Annotated in this window: 19 protein-coding genes; 14 read left to right on the top strand and 5 right to left on the bottom strand. The window is 67.7% G+C overall.

The features are described from left to right. Positions 1 to 68 precede the first annotated feature (68 nt). On the top strand, positions 69 to 1,154 hold the full coding sequence (mfnA, locus tag J0X27_RS12215; protein ID WP_207269456.1) for a tyrosine decarboxylase MfnA: 1,086 nt from the start codon (positions 69 to 71) through the stop codon (positions 1,152 to 1,154). Between the two features lie 111 nt (positions 1,155 to 1,265). Here mfnA and J0X27_RS12210 read toward each other — a convergent pair whose 3' ends face one another. Further along, positions 1,266 to 1,637, bottom strand: coding sequence for a DUF5518 domain-containing protein (locus tag J0X27_RS12210; RefSeq protein ID WP_207269455.1), 372 nt, complete (start codon positions 1,635 to 1,637; stop codon positions 1,266 to 1,268). 146 nt (positions 1,638 to 1,783) lie between these two features. Here J0X27_RS12210 and J0X27_RS12205 point away from each other — a divergent pair, with 146 nt between their 5' ends. Next, positions 1,784 to 2,770, top strand: coding sequence for an NOG1 family protein (locus J0X27_RS12205; RefSeq protein WP_207269454.1), 987 nt, complete (start codon positions 1,784 to 1,786; stop codon positions 2,768 to 2,770). 322 nt (positions 2,771 to 3,092) lie between these two features. Here J0X27_RS12205 and J0X27_RS12200 read toward each other — a convergent pair whose 3' ends face one another. Further along, positions 3,093 to 4,394: a TIGR00341 family protein gene (locus J0X27_RS12200; RefSeq protein ID WP_207269453.1), complete on the bottom strand. Its 1,302-nt coding sequence runs from the start codon at positions 4,392 to 4,394 to the stop codon at positions 3,093 to 3,095. A 127-nt stretch (positions 4,395 to 4,521) separates the two neighbouring features. On the opposite strand from J0X27_RS12200, the gene J0X27_RS12195 reads away from it, so the two are divergent. Together J0X27_RS12195 and engB are read left to right on the top strand one after the other, a co-directional pair. After that, entirely contained in the window at positions 4,522 to 4,995 is a 474-nt protein-coding gene (locus J0X27_RS12195; RefSeq protein WP_207269452.1) for a DUF7994 family protein, read from the top strand. A 93-nt stretch (positions 4,996 to 5,088) separates the two neighbouring features. After that, positions 5,089 to 5,712: a GTP-binding protein EngB gene (gene engB / locus J0X27_RS12190; protein WP_207269451.1), complete on the top strand. Its 624-nt coding sequence runs from the start codon at positions 5,089 to 5,091 to the stop codon at positions 5,710 to 5,712. A 277-nt stretch (positions 5,713 to 5,989) separates the two neighbouring features. On the opposite strand, the gene ddh is transcribed toward engB, so the two are convergent. Next, positions 5,990 to 6,919 (bottom strand): D-2-hydroxyacid dehydrogenase, encoded by a 930-nt coding sequence (gene ddh, locus J0X27_RS12185; RefSeq protein ID WP_207269450.1) that lies wholly within the window; start codon positions 6,917 to 6,919, stop codon positions 5,990 to 5,992. A 231-nt stretch (positions 6,920 to 7,150) separates the two neighbouring features. Then, positions 7,151 to 8,485: an eIF2B alpha/beta/delta subunit family protein gene (locus tag J0X27_RS12180; protein WP_207269449.1), complete on the bottom strand. Its 1,335-nt coding sequence runs from the start codon at positions 8,483 to 8,485 to the stop codon at positions 7,151 to 7,153. Positions 8,486 to 8,666: 181 nt separating this feature from the next. Here J0X27_RS12180 and J0X27_RS12175 point away from each other — a divergent pair, with 181 nt between their 5' ends. The 5 genes from J0X27_RS12175 (at position 8,667) to J0X27_RS12155 (ending at position 14,853) form a co-directional block, all read left to right on the top strand. Continuing rightward, positions 8,667 to 10,700, top strand: coding sequence for a hydantoinase/oxoprolinase family protein (locus tag J0X27_RS12175; protein ID WP_207269448.1), 2,034 nt, complete (start codon positions 8,667 to 8,669; stop codon positions 10,698 to 10,700). Then, a complete protein-coding gene (locus J0X27_RS12170) occupies positions 10,697 to 12,379 on the top strand; it encodes a hydantoinase B/oxoprolinase family protein (protein ID WP_207269447.1) in 1,683 nt (560 codons plus the stop codon). Before J0X27_RS12175 ends, J0X27_RS12170 begins: the two co-directional genes overlap by 4 nt. 92 nt (positions 12,380 to 12,471) lie before the next feature. Beyond that, positions 12,472 to 12,993, top strand: a complete 522-nt coding sequence (locus J0X27_RS12165) for a cupin domain-containing protein (RefSeq protein WP_207269446.1) — start codon at positions 12,472 to 12,474, stop codon at positions 12,991 to 12,993. A 67-nt stretch (positions 12,994 to 13,060) separates the two neighbouring features. Next, entirely contained in the window at positions 13,061 to 13,831 is a 771-nt protein-coding gene (locus J0X27_RS12160) for a coenzyme F420-0:L-glutamate ligase (protein ID WP_207269445.1), read from the top strand. Next, the gene (locus tag J0X27_RS12155; RefSeq protein WP_207269444.1) at positions 13,828 to 14,853 is read left to right on the top strand and encodes a 5,10-methylenetetrahydromethanopterin reductase; all 1,026 of its coding nucleotides are present in this window, start codon (positions 13,828 to 13,830) and stop codon (positions 14,851 to 14,853) included. The genes J0X27_RS12160 and J0X27_RS12155 overlap by 4 nt, the downstream gene beginning before the upstream one ends. 16 nt (positions 14,854 to 14,869) lie before the next feature. Here J0X27_RS12155 and J0X27_RS12150 read toward each other — a convergent pair whose 3' ends face one another. Beyond that, positions 14,870 to 15,064, bottom strand: a complete 195-nt coding sequence (locus tag J0X27_RS12150) for a DUF8024 family protein (protein WP_207269443.1) — start codon at positions 15,062 to 15,064, stop codon at positions 14,870 to 14,872. An 83-nt stretch (positions 15,065 to 15,147) separates the two neighbouring features. Between J0X27_RS12150 and J0X27_RS12145 the strand changes: the two genes are divergently transcribed. The 5 genes from J0X27_RS12145 to J0X27_RS12125 all read left to right on the top strand — a co-directional run bounded on the left by J0X27_RS12145 (position 15,148) and on the right by J0X27_RS12125 (position 20,339). Further along, positions 15,148 to 15,387 (top strand): DUF7573 domain-containing protein, encoded by a 240-nt coding sequence (locus J0X27_RS12145; protein WP_224214581.1) that lies wholly within the window; start codon positions 15,148 to 15,150, stop codon positions 15,385 to 15,387. 96 nt (positions 15,388 to 15,483) lie between these two features. Continuing rightward, positions 15,484 to 15,678: a cold-shock protein gene (locus tag J0X27_RS12140; RefSeq protein ID WP_097380401.1), complete on the top strand. Its 195-nt coding sequence runs from the start codon at positions 15,484 to 15,486 to the stop codon at positions 15,676 to 15,678. 298 nt (positions 15,679 to 15,976) lie between these two features. Continuing rightward, the gene (locus tag J0X27_RS12135) at positions 15,977 to 16,957 is read left to right on the top strand and encodes an AAA family ATPase (RefSeq protein WP_207269441.1); all 981 of its coding nucleotides are present in this window, start codon (positions 15,977 to 15,979) and stop codon (positions 16,955 to 16,957) included. Beyond that, complete coding sequence (locus J0X27_RS12130; RefSeq protein WP_207269440.1) at positions 16,954 to 18,027, top strand: DUF58 domain-containing protein; 1,074 nt, start codon at positions 16,954 to 16,956, stop codon at positions 18,025 to 18,027. Before J0X27_RS12135 ends, J0X27_RS12130 begins: the two co-directional genes overlap by 4 nt. Beyond that, positions 18,024 to 20,339, top strand: coding sequence for a transglutaminase TgpA family protein (locus tag J0X27_RS12125; protein WP_207269439.1), 2,316 nt, complete (start codon positions 18,024 to 18,026; stop codon positions 20,337 to 20,339). The genes J0X27_RS12130 and J0X27_RS12125 overlap by 4 nt, the downstream gene beginning before the upstream one ends. The last annotated feature ends 81 nt before the right edge of the window (positions 20,340 to 20,420 follow it).

The raw sequence follows: 20,420 nt of genomic DNA, 5'->3' as shown, positions 1-20,420 counted from the left end.
GACGCCCCGGGACATGAGAGCGGTTATCGAACGCAACAAATAAACCCACGACGGATTACATACGTGATATGCAAGTCGAGCCGCAGGCGTTCGACCGGGTTCTCTCGTCGATGTGTACGGATCCTCACCCGGCGGCGCGCGACGCGGCCGAACGGTTTCTCGCGACCAACCCCGGTGATCCGGGTACCTACCCGAACGTCGCAGCCCTCGAGGACGACGCCGTCGCGTTGCTGAGCGAGATCGCAGGGCTCGAGGAGCCGGCGGGCTACATCACCAGCGGCGGAACGGAAGCGAACATTCAGGCGATCCGGATCGCCCGCGAACGAGCGGCGAGCCGGACGCCCAACGTCGTCATGCCCGAATCGGGCCACTTCAGCTTCCAGAAGGCCGCCGACCTGCTCGGCGTCGAACTGCGAATCGTCCCGACCGACGACCGCCATCGGGCCGACCTCGAGGCCGTCCGGGCCTCCGTCGACGACGACACCGCCGCGGTGGTCGGCGTCGCCGGAACGACCGAGTACGGCCGCGTCGATCCGATTCCCGAACTCGGCGAGATCGCACAGTCGGTCGACGCCGCCCTCCACGTCGACGCCTCGTGGGGTGGGTTCGTCCTCCCCTTTACCGACTACGAGTGGCACTTCGACCACGCCGCGGTCGATACGATGGCGATCGACCCCCACAAGATGGGCCAGGCCGCCGTTCCCGCGGGCGGACTGCTCGTCCGCTCGCCGGACCTGCTCGACGAACTCGCCGTCGACACGCCCTACCTCGAGTCGACCTCGCAGGCGACGCTGACGGGAACCCGTTCGGGTGCTGGGGTCGCAAGCGCCGTCGCCGCGATGGAAGAGCTGTGGCCCGGCGGCTATCGCCGCCAGTACGTCCGCTCACAGAACAACGCCGAGTGGCTCGCCGACGCCCTCGAGAAGCGGGGCTACGACGTCGCCGACCCGACGCTGCCGCTGGTCGCGTCCGACGTGCCGCGATCGACGTTCGACGCGCTGCGAGCCAAGGGCTGGCGGATTTCGCGGACCGCCACGGGGGAACTCCGGGTCGTCTGTATGCCCCACGTCACCCGCGAGATGTTGGCGTCCTTCATCGGGGATCTGGATCGACTCGAGGTGCGCGCGAGCGTGCCGGTCGTCAGCGACGATTGAGACGGTCCCCTGTCCCGAGTGGCCGGCGACCGAACGGAGCACTCCGGTCACCGATCGATTTCTCGCGGAGCGGGGACGGACCGACTATCAGTAACGAGGGGAGCTACCGCATCAGGAACGGACCGCAGCACCGGCGACGCCGGCAATCGCACTCTCGAGGGCCATGATCAGCGAGACCGCGACGGCGAACGCGACGATTCCGAGCCCGGCAGCCCCGGAGATCGCCCCGCCGATCGGACCGAGCGCGAGGCCGGCGACGCCGACGGTGATGCCGACGAGCAGTCCGCCGATGATGCCGCCGAGCGAGCCGGCGAGCAATCCGTGCCAGAAGCCGCTCCCGAGGCCGCCGCCGGCCATGTAGCCGGCGACGAAGCCGCCGATCAGCCCCGCGACGAGCTGGCCGATTCCGGGCACGACGAGGCCGACGATTCCGAGCACCGTCGCGACGAGAAAGCCCACGAAGACGGCACGCCAGTTTGTCATACGGGATCGGACGACGGCGACGGCAATAAGCCCGCGGTGGACACTTGCCGCCCGAGCTGACGGACTGCTCCCGGAGACACACCGCCGGGATCGACACACCGACCCATAACGAACGCCCTTTATGATCGGGGGCTCTAGTCCGGGACATGATTTTCGAAGACCTTCCGACGACGCCCACGTCGGAAGAGCTGATCGACAAGGCGTTTTCGCGGGCAGCGCGGGCCGGCAAGGCCAAAGGCGGCCTCGAGGCCCAGCAGTCGATGCTCCAGACGGCGGCCAACATCATCTCCGACAACCTCGAGAACGTGGTCACGGCGTGGCCGGACTTCGAGTACGAGGACGACGTCCATCCGTTCTACTACGAGCTGGCGGACGCGATCGTCGACGTCGACCGGCTCCGACAGGCGCTGTCGGAAGTCATGTGGGCCAGCCGGAAGGCCCGCGAGATCCACGAGGAGTACCAGCCCCGCCTCCGGAAGACCGACGTGGACACCGCGCGCAAGCACCGCAAGCAGGCCTTCGCCCGACTGGCCGACATCGTCGAGCAGGTCGACGACCACCTGCTGTACATCAACGAGTCGCGCAACGATCTACGCGACCTGCCCGAGATCAACCCCGACGAGCCGACGATCGTCGTCGCCGGCTACCCCAACGTCGGCAAGTCCTCGTTCGTCAACGACGTCACCAACGCGCGCGGCGAGACCGCCTCCTATCCCTTCACGACGAAGGGGATCGGCGTCGGCCACTTCGAACGAGACCACATCCGCTACCAGATCGTCGACACCCCCGGCCTGCTCGATCGCCCGCCGGCGGACCGAAACGAGATCGAATCCCAGGCCGTCAGTGCCATCGAGCACCTCGCCGACTGCATGCTCGTGATGGTCGATCCCACCGGCGAATGCGGGTATCCGATCGGCCCCCAACTCGAGCTCCGGGACTCGATCGCGGCCCAGTTCGACGCCGTTCCCGTGTACACGATCGCGAACAAGTCCGACCGCTTCGAGGAGGACCTCGACGAGGCCGTCGCGGCCGACTACACCATGAGCGTCGAAACCGGCGCGAACGTCGAGACGGTACTCGATGCCGCCGTCGAGGCGATCGGATACGAGCCCGAATTGCCGTTCGACGGCTAACGTGCGTGCGAGCCGATGAGAGGGGCCGGTCTCCGCTGGATGCGCCAGACGGCCGCGGGACTGTCGACGACGGGACCGATCTTCGTCGTCGGCGTCGGATTCCTCCGGAGCGGACGGCGCGTGGCCGGACCAGGGTTTTGTTGCTCGGTGTCGAGACGCGCTCTTTCCCGACCTCTCTCGACCGTGTTCGCCGATAACGGACCCCCAGCACAACCCACCCCATCTCGAGCACCCGGTCGCAGTCTCCCCGTCACTGCGAACGCCCGACTCACGATCGGCCCGTGGGAGTCAGCCGTCGACGGGACCGGTGGCTCCGCTCGTCCTACTGGTTCCCCCGCTCGAGGACCCCGACGTACCTGACCTCGACGTTGATCGGCTGGTCGGCGTGGCCGTTGATCCGCTCGTGGAAGGTGTCGGCCAGTTCGGGTGCCGATTGATCAGGCGGGCCGCCGATCGTCACGATCACCCGCTCGGCGTTCCGGAACGGGTAGTTGTCGTCCATCACGACCTGGAACTCGAGGAGCTGATAGTTCTCGTACCGGTCCTGTGAGAGGACCGTCTCCACTTCCTCGCGAGCGTCCTGTTCGAAGTTCCCCGACTCGTAGGAGGCGTACGTGATCCCGCCGAGGAACACCGCGAAGATCAGGACGATGACGACGAGGCCGACGATCCGCTGGCGAAGGCGCTGTTCCGTTTCGCCGAGGTCGAACAGGTTCTCCGGGCGATACCCGGCGTACCACAGCGTCAACAGGCCCGCGAGGTTCACGGAGAGCAGGTTGACGAGGACGAGTACCGTCGCGCCGATCGCGGCCGTCGGCTGGCCCCACGCGAGCGTGATACCCGCGACGCCGGCGGGCGGAATCAACGCTGCCGCGATCATCACGCCGACGAGCGCAACGGACGTTCCCGTCGCGATGCTCACGACCCCCGCGACACCGGCACCGAGGGCGATCGCGAGCGAAAGCAAGTCCGGCGCGAGCCGTTCGGATATCTCGCCGACGCTCGAGAGGACGAGGTCCGGCGGGACGATGTTCAGGGACCGAACTAGCACCGCGAAGATCGCCGCCGCCGCGATCGCGACCACGACGCCGACGATCTGGTACGTGACGCTTTCGACGAACAGTTCCTCGTCGTCGATCACCGTGCCGACGCTCGCCCCCAGCGCCGGACCGATCAGCGGCGCGATCACCATCGATCCGACGACGACCGCCGGCGAGTCCAGTAACAGCCCCGCGGTCGCGACGACCGCGCTGATGACCGTCATCACCACGTAGACGGGGAAGCTCGGCGTCAGATCGTCGGCCTCCGCCTGCAGCTCCTGGCGTGAAATCCGGTCCGATCCGACGTCACCGTCCTCGTACTCGTCTCGAAGTGCCTGAAATCGCCTGGAAACGACCGTCTCCGCGTCGACGACGACCGTGTACGCGTCCTCCTCGATCCCGGCGTTCTGTATCTCGTCGAGTACCGGCTCGACGGCGGCATCCGGCAGTGGGAAGTAGACGACCGCCGTATACTCCCGGCTGCTGATCTCGTCGGTCACGACGTAATCGATCTTCCGCTCGTCGAGAATCTCGAGGATCGTCTCTCGCTTCCCCGTCGGCACCGTCAACTGTACGAGACGCACGTCTCGATCTGAGACGCCCCTGGGTCATAACTTCGGGGCATTCGCTCCACGCGAGTCGCCCGCTTTGGCTCGAACGTGGGATCGTCTCTCGAGTCAACTTCTTGTATCAAGCCGAGAAACGGCACGTATGAAACGGCGGCTCGCCTCGCTACTGGGCGTCGGTATGCTGGGACTCGTCAGCGCGTCTCTCGCCGCGTTCGGTTCGAGCGTACTCACCGGTCCGCTGGCCGGCGCGTTCCTCGCTGGCTTCGCCCTCTCGGCGATCCTACTGCTCGTCGGCGGACTCGTCGACTCGATCACGGTCGTCGGGCGGCCCGTTCCGTGGAACGTCGTCGTCGGAATCGGTGATATCCTCCTCGCGGCCGTCGTCACGCTCTCGGCGATCCGTTCCGCCCTCGTCACGGACGACGCGTGGTCGTGGCTCTTCGCCGGCGGAGTCGCCATCGGCTGTACGTCGCTGGCCTGGTTCGGCGTCCAGACCGCCCGCGATAGTCGCCACGTCGATCTCGAGGCGACGCCCTCGAGCCGCCGGCTCGTGGCCATCGCCCTGCTCGTCGCAGCCTCGTTCGGAATCGGGGTGTTCGTCGCGACGAGCGTGTAGCGCCACGGGACCACGGGGGGACGCCGACCGAGCCCACTGGCAGCCGACTCCCGTTACAGTGCGTATAAAGGTCGGTCCACCCTACAGTCGGCTATGATCGATTTCGATACGCGGCCCAACCGAGACGCCGAAGTGGCACTCGTCGGGCGCTCGAACGTGGGGAAATCCACGCTCATGCGCGAGCTGACCGGCCACAGTTTCGATACCGGCGGGAAACCCGGGGTCACTCGCTCGCCCAACCACTACGACTGGGCACCCGAGGACTTCGTCATCACCGACCTCCCCGGCTTCGGCTTCATGAGCGGCGTCGACGAGGACCTCCGCGAGGAGATCAAGACCGAGATCGTCCACTACCTCGAGGAGTACGCCGACGACATCCTCGTCGCGATTCTGGTCGTCGACGGCAAGAGCGTCGTCGATATCATCGACCGCCACTCGGGTCCCGACGAGATCCCCTACGACGTCGAGATGTTCCACTTCCTGCGGGAGCTGGACGTGCCGACGGTCGTCGCCGTCAACAAGATGGACAAGGTCGACGACGAGGACGAACGGCTCGACGATCTCTGCGACCGCCTCGGCCTCTACCCGCCGTGGAAGCAGTGGCAAGACACCGTCGCCCCCATCAGCGCCAAACGCGGCCAGCTCGAGCCACTCACCGAGGCCGTTCGATCCCACCTGCACGAGCAACAGCGGGACGATCTGTTCAAGTTCTTCTAACGAAATTTTGCTCTGCGGGCGCGGCGAAGCCGCACCCTCGGCAAAATTTCGATCAAAAGCACTCCGCCCTCCGTTCTGGCCCCTTCGGGCCCTCCACATCGGTCGTCGGCCCGCTCGCTCGGCCTGCGACCTCGCTCGCGGTGCGTGTCGGGTAAGTGCCTGCCCTCCCCCGGGTTGCACGACCCTCGTGATACTCGAGTCGTGCGCCCGGCCACCACGCGTTCCGTCTAATATCGGCACTTATTCGAGAGCCCCACTGCCTCGAGTCAATCCCTGATCAGACCACGCGGTTGTGGAATTCCGCGCCGTCCGCGAGTCGATCGACGTTCTCGCGGACGATATCGCCGGTGTCCCGGAAGTAGTCGCGGGTGTAGGCGGCGCAGTGGGGCGAAATAATCACCTCGTCCATCCCCCACAGCGGTGAGTCCTCGGGCAGGGGCTCCGCCTCGAAGACGTCCAGAGCGGCTCCCGCGAGCGCGTCAGCCTCGAGGGCGTCGATCAGCGCCGGTTCGTCGACGACGGAGCCTCGGGCGACGTTCACGAAGTAGGCGTCGTCGCGCATGGCGTCGAACGCCTCCGCGTCGAAGAGGTGGTGGGTCTCGTCGGTCAGTGGGACGGTGACGATCACGAACTCGGCGTCGGCGATCGCCTCGAGGAGGCGGTCGGTCGTGTAGATTTCGTCGAAGCCGGGGACGGGGTCGCCGGAGCGTCGAACCCCGGTCACGCGGACGCCGAGCCCGCCGAGGGTTTCGGCGACGCCCTTGCCGAGAGTCCCGGTGCCGACGACGCAGGCCGTCGACCCCGGTAGCGTGAAGGCCGCGTCCCACTCGGGGCGGTCCCACCGGCGCTCTTGCTGGTTCGCGACGTGATCGTGCAGCCGCCGGGCGAACATGAGGAGATACCCCGCGACCGTCTCGCCGACGGTTCGGTCGTGAATGCCCGTGCTGTTCGTGAGAATCACGTCGTGGTCCTCGAACTCGTCGAACGGGAACCGATCGACGCCCGCCTGAATCGAGTGGACCCACTCCACCTCGAGGAAGGCCTCGCGGTGCTCGAGCGTGACCACTGCATCACAGCCAGCGATTTCGTCGTCGCCGATTACTGCGACCTCCGCCGGCAGGTGAGAGAGAGACGCCGCCAGTTCAGCCGGCGGAAACACCGCTTCGACTGACTCGTGGACGCCGAGTCGCTCGAGTTCGAATCGCATGGGTGTCGGTACGCGCGAATCACGGTTGAAGGTTTGGCAGCGCTACTGGGACGACGCGACGGACGTCTCTCAGGTCGTCAGAACGGTGGTGGCTCGGTGAAGGCTTTCATCACAAGGGGCTAAGCGGGGGTAACTTTCGTCATCGCCACCTGGCAGTCGTAGACCAGTCGGACGCAAAAACCTCACGGACGGGAGCCAGCCTGTGGCCCATCGCACCGAGGGAACGGCCGATTACCACTCCTCGAGGTCCCGCAACTCCGCAGCGACCGCACCGATATCGACCGGGTCGAGCGTCCCGCGCTCGGTCACGAACTCGGTCACGCACTCGGCGGGTGTCACGTCGAACGTGGGGTTCAACACGTCGAGGGACGCGTCGCCGTCGTACACCGCGGATCGCTCGCCGGACTCGAGGGAGACACCCTCGCGGGTCGAGACCTTGTCCGTCGTGGCAACGACGGACACCGGGATCCCCTCCCGGTCGGCGGCGACCGCCAGTGCCCGCGTGCCCGTCTTGTTCACGACGGAGCCGTCCGGGAGGACGGTATCTGCGCCGACCGCTACCCGATCGATGTCTTCGCGTGCGAGCACGTGCGCGATCGCTGCGTCGGTGTGGACCGTGACGGTGCTTGGGGTTCGTTCGGACAGCCGTTCGGCGACGTCGATCCCCTCGCGGGCTGGCCGCGACTCGGCGACGAACACGCGTGACGGCTCGCCCCGCTCGAGCGCCTCGAGGACGGTCCCCGACCGCGAGAGGGTCGCGACGCTGTCCTCGAATCGCTCGCTCGCGGTCGCTGCAGCGTCCTCGTCGGCGTCGAGTGCGAAATCGATCGTCGAGATCGCCGACTCGAGGACGGCCGCCCCATCCCCGGCCCCTCTGTTCGCATCGGCCATCACCCGATTGGTCCGATTCCGGAGGACGGCCATCGACGGTCGGGCTTCGAGTATCCGGCCCGCGAGTTCGGCGAGTTCGTCCCACTCGCCGTCCGGATCGGCCCCGAATTCCGTGCGCTCGGCGACGAGCACTCCGGCCCGATCGCGAAGCACCTCGAGCGCGCGCAGCGACAGGTACGCGGCCCCGTGCTCGCCGTCGGCGGCGATCGACCGAACGGTCGGTGCCACGCGCTCGTAGGCAGTCCAGAGTTCGGGGACCGTCTCCCGGTCGTCGCCGACCGACGCGAGCATCGCGGTCGGCGGAACCCACTCGAAGGCATCGTGTTCGTCGCTCAGCCGGATCTCGTGGGTCTCGCAGTCGAACAGATACGGGTGGACGGCCCACTCGCGCTCGAGAGCGGGGTCGGCGAACGTGATCGGCCGCCCGGAGCGGACGAGCGAGACGTCGTCGGCCTCGAGGCCGGTTTCCTCGCGGATCTCGACGCGGACCTGTTCGTCCGGCTGGCCCTCGGCGAAGCCGGAGACGCCGCCCCATTGGCCTCTGTAAGTGCCGACGGAATCGCTCCGGCGGAGCAACAGGACCTCCCCCCGGTTTCGGAGGAAGGCGGTAACGACGTGACTCGTCTCCCCGTCGTCGCTCCCCGGGTCGTCGGAGGCTACCGGTGAATCGCTCATACGTGACCGACGTCCGCCCGCAGGGAATCGCTTTCGGGATTCGAAGCCGTCGCCCCGACCGGACGACGGATCGAGTGCGTGAACTATACCTACCTCGGCCCCCCGCCTGTGACCATGACACAGCGCGTGGCGGTATCGCTCGACGAGGATTCTGACACGCTACTCGAGGGACCAGCCTGGGATGACCAGTGAGACGCCGCCAGTCGATGGCGACACGCGCATCGGCGTCGACGTCGGCGGCACCTTCACCGACGTGGCCCTCTCCGTCGACGACCGACTCGTCACCGCGAAGGTCCCGACGACCGACGACCAACACATCGGCGTCCTCGAGGGACTCCGCAAGGCCTGCGACCGCGCCGGCATCGAACCCACCGAAATCGACGGCTTCGCCCACGCGATGACCGTCTCGGTCAACGCCCTGCTCGAACGCGACGGCGCGAAGACGGCGCTCGTGACGACCGAGGGCTTCCGGGACGTCATCGAGATCGGTCGCCAGGACCGACCCGATCTGTACGATCTCGAGGCCGAGAAACCGGAGCCGCTGGTCCCCCGCGACCGGCGGTTCGAAGTCGACGAACGGACGACCGCCGACGGGGTCGAACGACCGGTCGACGCCGAGGCAATCCGCGATCTCGCAGCGACGCTCCGGGAACGCGACGTCGAGGCGGTCGCGGTCTGTCTGCTACACGCCTACGCCGATCCCGAGAACGAGCGCCTCGTCGCCGAGACGCTACGCGAGGAACTCGAGGCCCCGGTCTCGGCCTCCCACGAGGTGCTCGCGGAGTTCCGCGAGTTCGAACGCACGTCGACGACGACGGTCGACGCCTACGTCCGGCCCGCGATCGACCGCTACGTCGGTCGGCTGGTCGAGGAGGCCCGCGAGGCCGGGATTCCGACACCGCGGATCATGCAGGCCAACGGCGGTATCGCCGATCCCGAGACGGTGCGTGACCACGCCGTGACGACGACGCTGTCGGGGCCGGCCGCCGGCGTCGTCGGTGCAGCGGCCACCGTCGGCGATGATGCCGTCGACGGACTCGTGACGTTCGACATGGGTGGCACCTCGAGCGACGTGAGCCTCGTCCGGGACGGACGGGCCGAGCGGACGACCGACGCCGAGGTGGACGACATACCGATCCGGACGCCGATGGTCGACGTGACCACCGTCGGCGCGGGCGGGGGCTCGATCGCGTGGGTCGACTCGGGCGGCGCGCTCCGGGTCGGGCCGGAGTCCGCGGGTGCAGCGCCCGGCCCGGCCTGTTACGACCGCGGTGGCACTCGACCGACCGTCACCGACGCCAACGTCGTGCTCGGCTACATCGGCCCCGAAACCGCGCTGGGCGGTGAAATGACCCTCGACGTCGACGCCGCACGCGAGGCCCTCGACGAACTGGCCCAAGAAGCCGGCCTCGCGGGACCGCTCGAGGCGGCTCGTGGCGTCTTCCGGGTGGCGAACGCGACGATGACGCGGACGATCCGGTCCGTGACGGTCGAACGGGGCCACGACCCTCGCGACTTCGCGCTCGTGGCCTTCGGCGGCGCGGGGCCGATGCACGCCGCGGCGCTGGCCGATTCCCTGTCGGTCGAGCAGGTCGTCGTCCCGCGGCCGAGCGGCGTGCTCTCCGCGTTCGGGCTGCTCGCGGCCGACGAGAGCTACGACGCCGCCAGGACCGTCGGCGTCGCGCTCGACGGAGCGAAGCCAGCGGCGCTCGAGGACGTGTACGACGACCTCGTGGCCGACGTGCTCGCGGACGCGTCGGCTCCGGACGCGGCACGCGTCGAGCGGGCAGCCGACTGCCGGTACGCGGGCCAGAGCTTCGAACTGACCGTTCCCGTCGACGATACGTTCGACGCGAACGCGGTCGCCGACCGGTTTCACGACGTCCACGAGCGGACCTACGGCTACGCGATGGACGAATCGATCGAGGTCGTCACCCTCCGCACGACGGCGACCGTCCTGGGATCGGAGCCGGCGATCCGCCACGACGGCGAGGGCGACGCCGTCCTCGGGACTCGTGACGCCACCTTTCCCGACGCTGGCCGGCGGGAGACGACGATCTACGATCGGGAGCGGCTCGCGGCGGGCGCGTCGATCGCGGGCCCGGCGGTTCTCGAGCAGGCCGAAAGCACCACCGTCGTCCCGCCGACCTGGGCGGGGGAGGTTCTGGCCGACGGAACGCTCGTCGCGACGCGAACGGAGGAGAACCGACGATGACGACGGACCCGACAGACGAGACGGACGATCGCATCGATCCAGTGACCCTCGAGGTCGTTCGCAACCAACTCGAGAGCGTCGCCGAGGAGATGGGACAGACCCTGATCCGGGGGGCGTATTCGCCGAATATCAAGGAACGGCGGGACTGCTCGACGGCGCTGTTCGACGCCGAGGGGCGGATGATCGCGCAGGCAGAACACATCCCGGTCCACCTCGGCGCGATGCCGGCCGCGGTCGACGCCGTACGCGAGCACGATCCGAAACCGGGCGACGTGTTCGTTCTCAACGACCCCTTCACCGGCGGAACGCACCTGCCGGACGTGACGATGGTCTCGCCGATCGCGCCCGGGCATGACGGGAGCAGCGGGAGCGACGACGAGGATGACGCCCGATCGATCGTCGGTTACGCCGTCTCTCGAGCCCACCACGCCGACGTCGGCGGGATGACTCCCGGTAGCATGCCCGCCGGCGCGGAGGAGATCTATCAGGAGGGACTCCGGCTCCCCCCGATTCGGCTCGTCGAGGGCGGCGAGCCCCGGGAGGACGTCCGCTCGCTCGTTCTCGCGAACGTCCGCAACCTCCGCGAACGCCGGGCGGACCTCCGCGCACAGCAGGCAGCGAACGAACGCGCCGAAGCGCGGCTCGGGGCCCTCTTCGACGAGCACGGCCGCGGAACGGTCCTCGAGGGGTTCGACGCTGTCATCGACTACTCCCGCGAGCGGATCGCGGCGGAAATCGCGGCCCTGCCCGACGGCACGTACGAGGCCACCGACGTCCTCGAGGGCGACGGCGTGACCGACGAGGACGTCGAAATCGCCGCGGCCGTCACGGTCGACGGCGGGACGATCGACGTGGACTTTTCCGGAACCGCAGCGCAGGTCGCGGGGAACCTCAACGCGCCGCTGGCGGTCGCGACGAGCGCGGTCTACTTCGTCGTGCGCTGTATCACCGATCCGGAGATCCCGCCGAATCACGGCTGCTACGAGCCGGTGAGCGTCGCTGCCCCCGAGGGATCGCTGTTGAACCCGAACCCGCCCGCCGCCGTGGTCGGCGGCAACGTCGAGACCAGCCAGCGGGTCACCGACGTCGTCTTCACCGCGCTCGCACAGGCCGCGCCCGACCGCGTCCCCGCACAGGGCCAGGGGACGATGAACAACCTCACCATCGGCGCGCGCGACGGCTCGTTCGCCTACTACGAGACGCTCGGCGGCGGCTTCGGCGCGCGCGCCGACCGCGACGGGATGGACGGCGTCCAAGTCGGCATGACGAACACGCTCAACACGCCCGTCGAATCCCTCGAGACGGAGTACCCGCTCCGGGTCGAACGCTACGCGCTTCGGGAGGGCAGCGGCGGGCGCGGCCGGTTTCGCGGGGGCCTCGGCCTCGAGCGGTCGGTGACCGTCGAGACGCCGGCGACGGTGTCGCTGCTGACCGAGCGCCGCCGCCACGCGCCGAAGGGCGTCGCCGGCGGCGGGGACGGCGCGACCGGCGAGAACCTGATCGACGGCGAAGCGGTTCCCGCGAAGACGACGGTCGACGTGACGGCTGGGACGACAGTTACCGTCAAAACGCCCGGCGGCGGCGGGCACGGCGATCCGGGCGAGCGGAACGCGGAGTCGGTCGAGACCGACCGAGCCGCCGGAACGCACCGCGAGTCGATCGACCGAAACGGGTCGTAACCGACACGCAGTAGGGTGTTGACTGTATATTCAGCCACATATTCCGAACGGCGGGAACGTTTTAGAGGGTACACACCATGCCTAGTGGTAGCATGGAAAAACGGAGTGTCGACGACATCGAGAACGTCCCCCATTTCATGGGCATCAACAGCCACCGCAAACCGCTCTCGCGGGCCATCGACGAGATGGGGTTCGCGATGGTCCACTTCGAACTCGAGCCCGGCGAGTCGTTCTCCGGCGGCCACCACACGCACCACGATCAGGAGGAGTTGTTCTACGTGATCGATGGGACGGCCACGTTCGAGGTGAAATCGGGGCCGGGTGCCGAGCCCGAAACCCACGAGGTTGGCTCCGGCGAAGTCATCCACTTCGAGCGCGGCGGTTCCTATCAGACCGGCGGTAACGAAGGCGACGAACGAGTCGTCGCCGTGGCGCTCGGCGTCGGGGAGCCCCGCCACGGATGGACAGACACGAAGGTGCTGTTCGACTGTGCGGACTGCGGACGAGAAACGGTCCACGACATCGAAGCGGTCAATCCGGAAGACGAGCGGATGCCCGAACCCGACGAGATGGTCATCTCCTGTCAGGACTGTGCAACCGTCGCGGAGCTATAGCCCGTCCATCGCTGGCTCCATTCTCCGGTGACGGTGCGTTTTTGACGCCGCTTCCCCACCCACCAGTATGGAACTCAACGGCGTGGCGGATCTGCCCGAAATCCGCCCCGGCGACGACATCGCCGCCCTCGTCGCGGATCGGGCCGCCCTCGAGCCCGGCGACGTGCTCACCGTCGCGAGTACGATCGTCTCGAAGGCCGAGGGGCGAACGGCGGACCTCGAGGAGTACCCCGTCAGCGGGCGGGCCGAGGAGATCGCCGACCGGATCGAGGCGGTCGCGGGCGAGGAGAAGGACCCGCGGTTCGCACAGGCGGTCTTGGAGGAGAGTTCGGAGCTGCTGATCGATTGTCCGTTCCTGCTGGCCGAGACGCGCTTTGGCCACATCGCGCCGAACGCGGGGATCGACCGCTCGAACGTGCCCGGTCACGACATCCTCCTGTTGCCGCGCAAGCCCAGCGAGAGCGCCGAGCGGATCCGCTCGGGACTCGCGGCGCGGGGCCACGAGGACGTCGGCGTCGTGGTGACCGACACCTGCGGGCGACCCTTCCGACACGGCCAGACCGGCGTCGCGATCGGCTGGGCCGGGCTGCCCGCCAGCCGGGACTGGCGCGGCGAGGCGGACCGGGACGGCCACGAACTCGGCGTCACCGTCCAGTCGGTGATCGACGAACTCGCCGCCGCCGCGAACCTCGTCACCGGCGAGGGGGCCGGCGGGACGCCCGCCGTCGTCGTCCGGGACTGGGAGTTCGGTACCCACGAGGGCAGCGACGAACTGTTCCGGTCGGTCGAGAACGACCTCGTGCGACAGGCACTACGGGACTGGAGGGTCGACGAATGACAGATCACACTTCCACCAGCGGCGAGCCGACCTGGGGCATCGAACTCACTCCCGAACACCCGCCGGAACGTGTCGCCGGACTGGCCGCACTCGCCGAGGACGAAGGGTTCGAGATCGCCTTCGCGAGCAGCCACTACTTCAACCGCGACCCACTCGTCGTGTGCTCACGGATGGCCGACGCGACCGACGAGATCCGGCTGGGGCCGGGCGTCGTCAACCCCTACGAAACCCACCCCGTAAAACTCGCGTCGGGAACGGCGACGATCGACGAACTCAGCGACGGCCGAGCGGTCTTCGGCGTCGGCGCGGGCGATCGCTCCTCCCTGTCGAACCTCGGCATCGAACGGGACAGCCCGCTCCGACGCGTCCTCGAGACCTTCGAGGTCGCTCGTGACCTCTGGGACGGCGAGACGGTGACCCACGAGGGAACCTTCACCGCGCGGGACGCGGCGCTCAACCTCGATCCCCCGTCCGATCGGATACCGGTCTACGTCGGCGCACAGGGCCCACACATGCTCCGGATGAGCGCGAAACGCGCCGATGGAGTGTTGGTCAACGCCGCCCATCCGCGGGACCTCGAGTGGGCCGCGGGCCAACTCGAGCAGGGACTGGCCGAACGGCCCGACGACCACGACCCCTTCGAGTCGCTGGCGTTCGCGAGCGTCAGCGTCGCCGGCGACGAAACCGAGGCCCGGGAGGCGGCCCGGCCGCCCGTCGCCTTCATCGTCGGCGGGGCCGCGGAGCCGGTCCTCGAGCGGCACGATATCGACCGCGACGCGGCACGCGCGGTGAGCGAGGCGCTCGAGCAGGGCGATCTTCCCGAGGCCTTCGGCCGCGTCACCCCGGCGATGATCGACGCCTTCTGTATCGCGGGGACGACCGAGACGGTCGCGGAGCGGTTCGCCCGGGCGCTCGAGTACGTCGACGGGATCGTCGTCGGCTCGCCGCTGGGACCGGACCTGGAAGACGCCGTCGAACGGGCGAGCGAGGCGCTCTCGCGTGCGAGCAGTCGGGATACGTAAGTCGCAGAAGGAGGTCTCAGTTCGCGGTGAAGAGGTTCCCGACGGCACCGAGCGTGAGGATGCCGAAGACGCCCATCGAGACGGCGACGAGAAGCGCCCCCATCAGGACCAGCAGCGGTGCGAGTCCGGCACCCATTGCGACGTCGCTGAAGAGGCCGATCATTTCCACGATGTTGTCCACGATGATGTTCAGGGGTGTGACCGTAACCATATACGGGGGTTGTTACCGGCCCTACTTGGCGGTGCCGGTCCCGCATGCGGACGGTTAAGTCCCGTCCGTTCGTATCGGTGCCCGTGCCCGACGACGCGACGCTCTCGGATTTCGGTTCCACCGACGGCGATGACGATCGGACGACGGGAGCCCCATCTCGAGACGGCGGCGAACCGAGTGACGACCCGGATGGCGGTTCGATCGGCGCTGACCGCTCGACGTACGCGTGGGGCGACTACACGTGTACACGCTGTGGGGGTCCGACTGAGCGGGTCTGGCGAGCCGACGGCGACCTGGTCTGTCCCGACTGCAAACAGTGGTAATCGGCTATTACCACCGATACGAGACGTTTTCTCGGGGATGAGCCTGCGAGTGGGCCCCGAAGCTTTATACTTTCGTCGTGGCTTTGTTCAAGTGCAATGGCGAAAGGTACGGTTGCGTTCTTCAACGACACTGGCGGCTACGGATTCATCGAAACCGACGACGCGGACGAGGACGTGTTCTTCCACATGGAGGACATCGGGGGTCCTGACCTCGAGGAGGGCCAGGAACTGGAGTTCGAGATCGAGGAGGCCGAAAAGGGGCCACGCGCGACGAACGTCGAGCGGCTCTAGGCTGTCCTGGGAGTGGTATCGGTTTCCGATCGACATCGATAGCGGCTGCAACGGTCTGACCGTCGGCTCACGGAGCGCCGACGCGTCGTCCACGCTCACGAGCGGCCGCTCTCCTCGCGGACGTACGCTGTCGGGCCCGGGCTCTCGTTTCGCTCGAGCCACGCGAATCGGCCGCTCGACGACGACCCGACACGTCTCGAGAAGCGAATAACTCGTATGACACAAAACATATGTTCCGCAGAACCCGATGAGGATGTGAAGAACGGTTCGTCCGGTCCCCGCGGACAGCCTCGAGACTATGACTGATGCCAACCCGACAGCGGAAGCGAGTACAGAGCCGGCGGCCGACAGCGCTCCCCTCCGAATCTCGACGATAAAGCGGTTGTGCGACGATATCGAGACGAACGTCTCGCGCGTGATCGTCGGCCACGACGACGTGATCGAACACGTGATCACCGCCGTCCTCGGACGCGGCCACGTCCTTCTCGACGACGTGCCCGGCGTCGGCAAAACGATGCTGGCACGCTCGATCGCCAAATCCGTCGACTGCACATTCAGCCGCGTTCAGTTTACGCCCGACCTCCTCCCCTCCGACGTCACCGGCGTGAACGTCTTCAACCAGAAGAGCCGCGAATTCGACTATCAACCCGGCCCCGTCTTCGGGAACATCGTGCTGGGCGACGAAATCAATCGTGCGCCGCCGAAGACCCAGGCGGCGCTGCTCGAGGCCATGGAAGAAGAACAGGTCACCGTCGACGGCACGACGCGCGAACTCCCGACGCCGTTTACCGTGATCGCGACCCAGAACGCCGTCGAACCGAACCGTACCTACGACCTGCCCTTCGCCGAAGTCGATCGGTTCATGAAGAAACTCCATCTGGGCTACCCCGACGCCGACGAGGAAGCCGACCTCCTCGGCCGGACGGTCGGCGACCACCCCATCGAGTCCCTCGAGTCGGTAACCGATCGCGACACGCTCGTTGCCGCCCGCGAAACCGTATCGACGGTCCAGGTCGCGGAGCCGGTCCGGACGTACGTCACGCGACTCGCGGCCTACACTCGCGAGAACGCGCGCATCGGTGTGAGTCCCCGCGGGACGATATCGCTGCTCCGAGCGGCCCAGGCTCGCGCCGTCACGAACGGTCGGGACTACGTGATTCCGGACGACGTACAGACCGAAGCGCCGGTCGTGATGAGCCACCGGATCAAGACGACCGGTCGCGACCGGGACGGCACCGCGGTCGTCGAGGACGCACTCGAGCACACCGCCGTCGAATGAGACTCACACGCCGCGGCTGGATCGTCGTCGCCGTCGTGCTCGGGGCCGTCGCGTTGAGCTGGCAGTTCGGTCCGCGGGCGCTAAACGCCGTCGTCGTTCCCCTCGTCGTCGTCCTCCTGGCCGGCCTGCTCACGATCGGCCGAGTCAACCGACCGCGAGTCACCCGCCAGCCCGTCCCCGAGGGATTCATCGGGGAACAGCGACGGGTCGAACTCACGATCGAAACCGATCGCCCCGTCGCCGCGACGGTGCGCGATACCGTCGGCGACGGCCTCGCTGCAGCCACGGACCCGGTCGCGAAAACGACCCTCGAGGGCGACGAGACGTTCACGTACGACGTTCGACTCGAGGAACGGGGCGAACACCGAGTCGGCCCGCTGTCGATCACCGTCGAGGACGTCGTCGGACTCGTCGAACGGCGGTTCGAGGACGAGGTGACGACATCCGTCCTCGTCTATCCGCGGGTCCGAGAGCTGGGTCGCGGTCCCGCGGCCGATGTCCAACTGCTCGCGAGCGTCGCGGATCGCCACGCTCACGACGAGTTCGATCACCTCAGGGAGTACCGGCGCGGGGACCCGCTACGGGAGATCCACTGGAAGAGTGCGGCAAAACGGCCCGACGACGACCTGGTCGTCACGGAGTATGCGGACGGCGAGGAGGCCGGGGCCGTCACGGTCGTCGCCGAATGTCTCACCGACCGCGACGGGGAGATGGCGTCGGCCGCCGCGACCGTCGCGACCGACCTCCTCGAGCGGGGTGCCACGGTCGGACTGGTTCTCCCCGACGGGAGACGGCCCCCGGGATCGGGCCGGGCCCACCACCGCGAACTCCTGGGAATGCTTGCCGTCGCCGGGCCCGGGACGCTCGGGGAGCAGACCCGACGGAATGCGGACGTGGTGGTCCGGACCGAGACCGACGGGACGACGGTCGTCATCGACGACCAGGAGATTCCGTTCGACCGGCTCCGCGGTCGCGACCGGGCGGAGCGGACGGACAAGCCCAGCGAACGGAGCGGAAGCGACGATCGAACCGACTACGACACCGGTGACTCCCCGGGGGTGACCGTATGAGTACGCAATCGTCCAGTCATGCCGGCGATCGAACGGTCACCCTCGACGGGGATCGCCGGGTCGGCTCCGACGTCCTCCGCCCCCTGGCACTGGGCTGTGTACTGGTTCTGACGGCCTCGTACGTGAGCGTCCTGTACGGGATAACGCAGGTCGTCGGCGGTAGTCGATCGCTGTTCGCGATCGTCGGATGCATGCTTCTCACGGCGACGCTGTTCGCACGGGTGATCCGTCCCTGGACCGCGGGTGCCCTCGCGATCGTGGCGGCCGGCTTCGGGTTCGCCTACTATCTCACCGCTGCCGGCGTCGAACTCGGCGTCGTCTTCACGGCCGGCGGTGCCCTCATCTCCGATACTGTCGCGCTCGCGACCGGGCTGCCGGTGCTTCGAATGGTCCAGGCGGGGATCTGGACGCTGGGATTCGTGCCCGCCCCCGTGTTCCTCTCGTGGTATCTCGCCGTGCGGGGCCGGTACGCACTCAGCGTCGTTCCCGGCGGGATCGCGCTTGGCTTTCTCGTATTGACCGGCGACGCCGGGACGCTCACCACCTTGATCGGCACGCTCGCCGCCATCGGGACCATCGCCGTCGGCGAACTCGAGCGTCGTGGCGGTTCGATCGCGCAAGCGGACCTGCTTGCGGTCCTGTTCGCGGTGATCGTCGCCCTCTCGCTGTCGGTGACGGTCGTCCCCGGTGAGCCGACGGGGCCGACACACCTCGTCCAGGGCGAAGACGGCTCGCTCGAGGCGACGATCGATTCCGCCCCGCAGCGATCGGGGATCTCCGGGCAGGTGGATCTCTCACCCGAAGTTCGGTTTACGGTCGAGTCCGATCGACGGTCCTACTGGCGAACGGGCGTCTACGACCGCTTTTCGGGCGACGAATGGATCCGGACCGGACAGAGCAACCGGTACGACGGCCGACTCGCGAATCCCCCCGGGAACTACGAGACGGTTCGACAGACGGTCACTGCCGAGACGGAACTGGGTATCATGCCCGTCGCACCACAACCCCTAGCCCTCAGTGGTGACGTGACACAGCGAACGACCGTCTCCAGGGACGGTCAGCCACGGCCCGAAACCCCCCTGCAGGAGGGTGATCAGTACACCGTCGAAAGCGCGGTCGTCGATTCGAGCCCGACCGCACTCCGAAACGCGGGGACGGACTACCCCGAGGAAGTAACCGAATACTACCTCCAGACGCCGGAAGAAACCTCGAGCGAGTTCCGGGAACGCACCGCGGAGATCACGGCCGACGCCGAGAACCCATACGAGAAAGCCATCGAGATCGAGCGACACCTCCGTTCCTCGAAGGGTTACTCGCTGGAGGTCTCCCAGCCCGCTGGCAACGTCGCCGACGGATTCCTGCTGGAGATGGACGAAGGCTACTGCGTCTACTTCGCGACGACGATGACACAGATGCTCCGGGAAGAGGGGGTTCCCGCCCGCTACGTCACCGGCTACACGAGCGGCCAACAAGTCGACGACGACGAGTACGTCGTTCGCGGACTCGATGCTCACTCCTGGGTCGAGGTCTACTTCCCCGACCACGGCTGGGTCCGGTTCGACCCGACGCCCGGCGGCTCACGCAGCGAGGTCCACACCGAGCGTCTCGAGGAAGCCCGTGCGAACGGTAACGAGGACGCGGATACCGACGAGAGCGAGGATGTCTCGATCGGCGACGAAGACGAGAACGACCCCCTCGAACCGTCCGCTCCCGATCCAAACGACCCGAACGACCCAGCCGACGATCCGGACAACGGAACGGAGCCAGCCGACGATCCGAACAACGGAACGGAGCCAGCCGACGATCCGAACAACGAATCGAACCCGTCGGATTCCGGTGACCGAACCGACGGAAGCACGGCCGACGATGACAGCTCACTGATCGAATCCCTCCATACGGTTACCCGCGAGACGGCCGTACTCGGACTCGTCGTTCTCGTCGGCCTCGCCGCCGGCGCGCGCCGAATCGACGCGACGACCCGTCTCCGTCGCGAAGTCGGCGTCTACTGGCACGGGTCCCGGGCCGATCCGGATCGAGACGCCGAACGCGCCTTCGACCGCCTCGAGCGACTCCTCGGACGCCAGTACCGCCCCCGCAGTCGCGGAGAATCGGCGCGGGCATACCTGCAGGCACTGTCGACGCCAGCCCGGACGGACGGGGACCGACTCGATCCACGGGCCCAGCAGGTCCTCGAGTACTACGAGCGAGCGACCTACGGCAACGGGGTTAGCCGAGCCGAAGCCGACGAAGCGATCGCAATCGTCGACGACCTCGCTCGGAAGCGACTCCCGGGTATCGGTCGCCTCAGATAACCCGCCCGACCGAGACGAGTCCGGCGACCCGCAGTTCGCGTCCGTTCGACGACGGCCAGCCACCGACAGAACCCGTCGGGT

This window comes from Natrinema longum (assembly GCF_017352095.1).
In the GTDB taxonomy this organism is placed as follows: domain Archaea; phylum Halobacteriota; class Halobacteria; order Halobacteriales; family Natrialbaceae; genus Natrinema; species Natrinema longum.
The sequence above is the reverse complement of the archived record's forward strand: the minus strand, read 5'-3'. Positions and strand labels throughout refer to the sequence as shown.

Excerpts from the sequence above, each read along its gene's own strand:
- engB (WP_207269451.1), top strand. The coding sequence starts at position 5,089 with ATGATCGATTTCGATACGCGGCCCAACCGAGACGCCGAAGTGGCACTC.
- J0X27_RS12170 (WP_207269447.1), top strand. The coding sequence starts at position 10,697 with ATGACGACGGACCCGACAGACGAGACGGACGATCGCATCGATCCAGTG.
- J0X27_RS12165 (WP_207269446.1), top strand. The coding sequence starts at position 12,472 with ATGGAAAAACGGAGTGTCGACGACATCGAGAACGTCCCCCATTTCATG.
- J0X27_RS12135 (WP_207269441.1), top strand. The coding sequence starts at position 15,977 with ATGACTGATGCCAACCCGACAGCGGAAGCGAGTACAGAGCCGGCGGCC.
- J0X27_RS12180 (WP_207269449.1), bottom strand. The coding sequence starts at position 8,485 with ATGAGCGATTCACCGGTAGCCTCCGACGACCCGGGGAGCGACGACGGG.
- J0X27_RS12140 (WP_097380401.1), top strand. The coding sequence starts at position 15,484 with ATGGCGAAAGGTACGGTTGCGTTCTTCAACGACACTGGCGGCTACGGA.
- J0X27_RS12125 (WP_207269439.1), top strand. The coding sequence starts at position 18,024 with ATGAGTACGCAATCGTCCAGTCATGCCGGCGATCGAACGGTCACCCTC.
- J0X27_RS12130 (WP_207269440.1), top strand. The coding sequence starts at position 16,954 with ATGAGACTCACACGCCGCGGCTGGATCGTCGTCGCCGTCGTGCTCGGG.
- mfnA (WP_207269456.1), top strand. The coding sequence starts at position 69 with ATGCAAGTCGAGCCGCAGGCGTTCGACCGGGTTCTCTCGTCGATGTGT.
- ddh (WP_207269450.1), bottom strand. The coding sequence starts at position 6,919 with ATGCGATTCGAACTCGAGCGACTCGGCGTCCACGAGTCAGTCGAAGCG.
- J0X27_RS12195 (WP_207269452.1), top strand. The coding sequence starts at position 4,522 with ATGAAACGGCGGCTCGCCTCGCTACTGGGCGTCGGTATGCTGGGACTC.
- J0X27_RS12210 (WP_207269455.1), bottom strand. The coding sequence starts at position 1,637 with ATGACAAACTGGCGTGCCGTCTTCGTGGGCTTTCTCGTCGCGACGGTG.
- J0X27_RS12205 (WP_207269454.1), top strand. The coding sequence starts at position 1,784 with ATGATTTTCGAAGACCTTCCGACGACGCCCACGTCGGAAGAGCTGATC.
- J0X27_RS12160 (WP_207269445.1), top strand. The coding sequence starts at position 13,061 with ATGGAACTCAACGGCGTGGCGGATCTGCCCGAAATCCGCCCCGGCGAC.
- J0X27_RS12155 (WP_207269444.1), top strand. The coding sequence starts at position 13,828 with ATGACAGATCACACTTCCACCAGCGGCGAGCCGACCTGGGGCATCGAA.
- J0X27_RS12175 (WP_207269448.1), top strand. The coding sequence starts at position 8,667 with ATGACCAGTGAGACGCCGCCAGTCGATGGCGACACGCGCATCGGCGTC.
- J0X27_RS12150 (WP_207269443.1), bottom strand. The coding sequence starts at position 15,064 with ATGGTTACGGTCACACCCCTGAACATCATCGTGGACAACATCGTGGAA.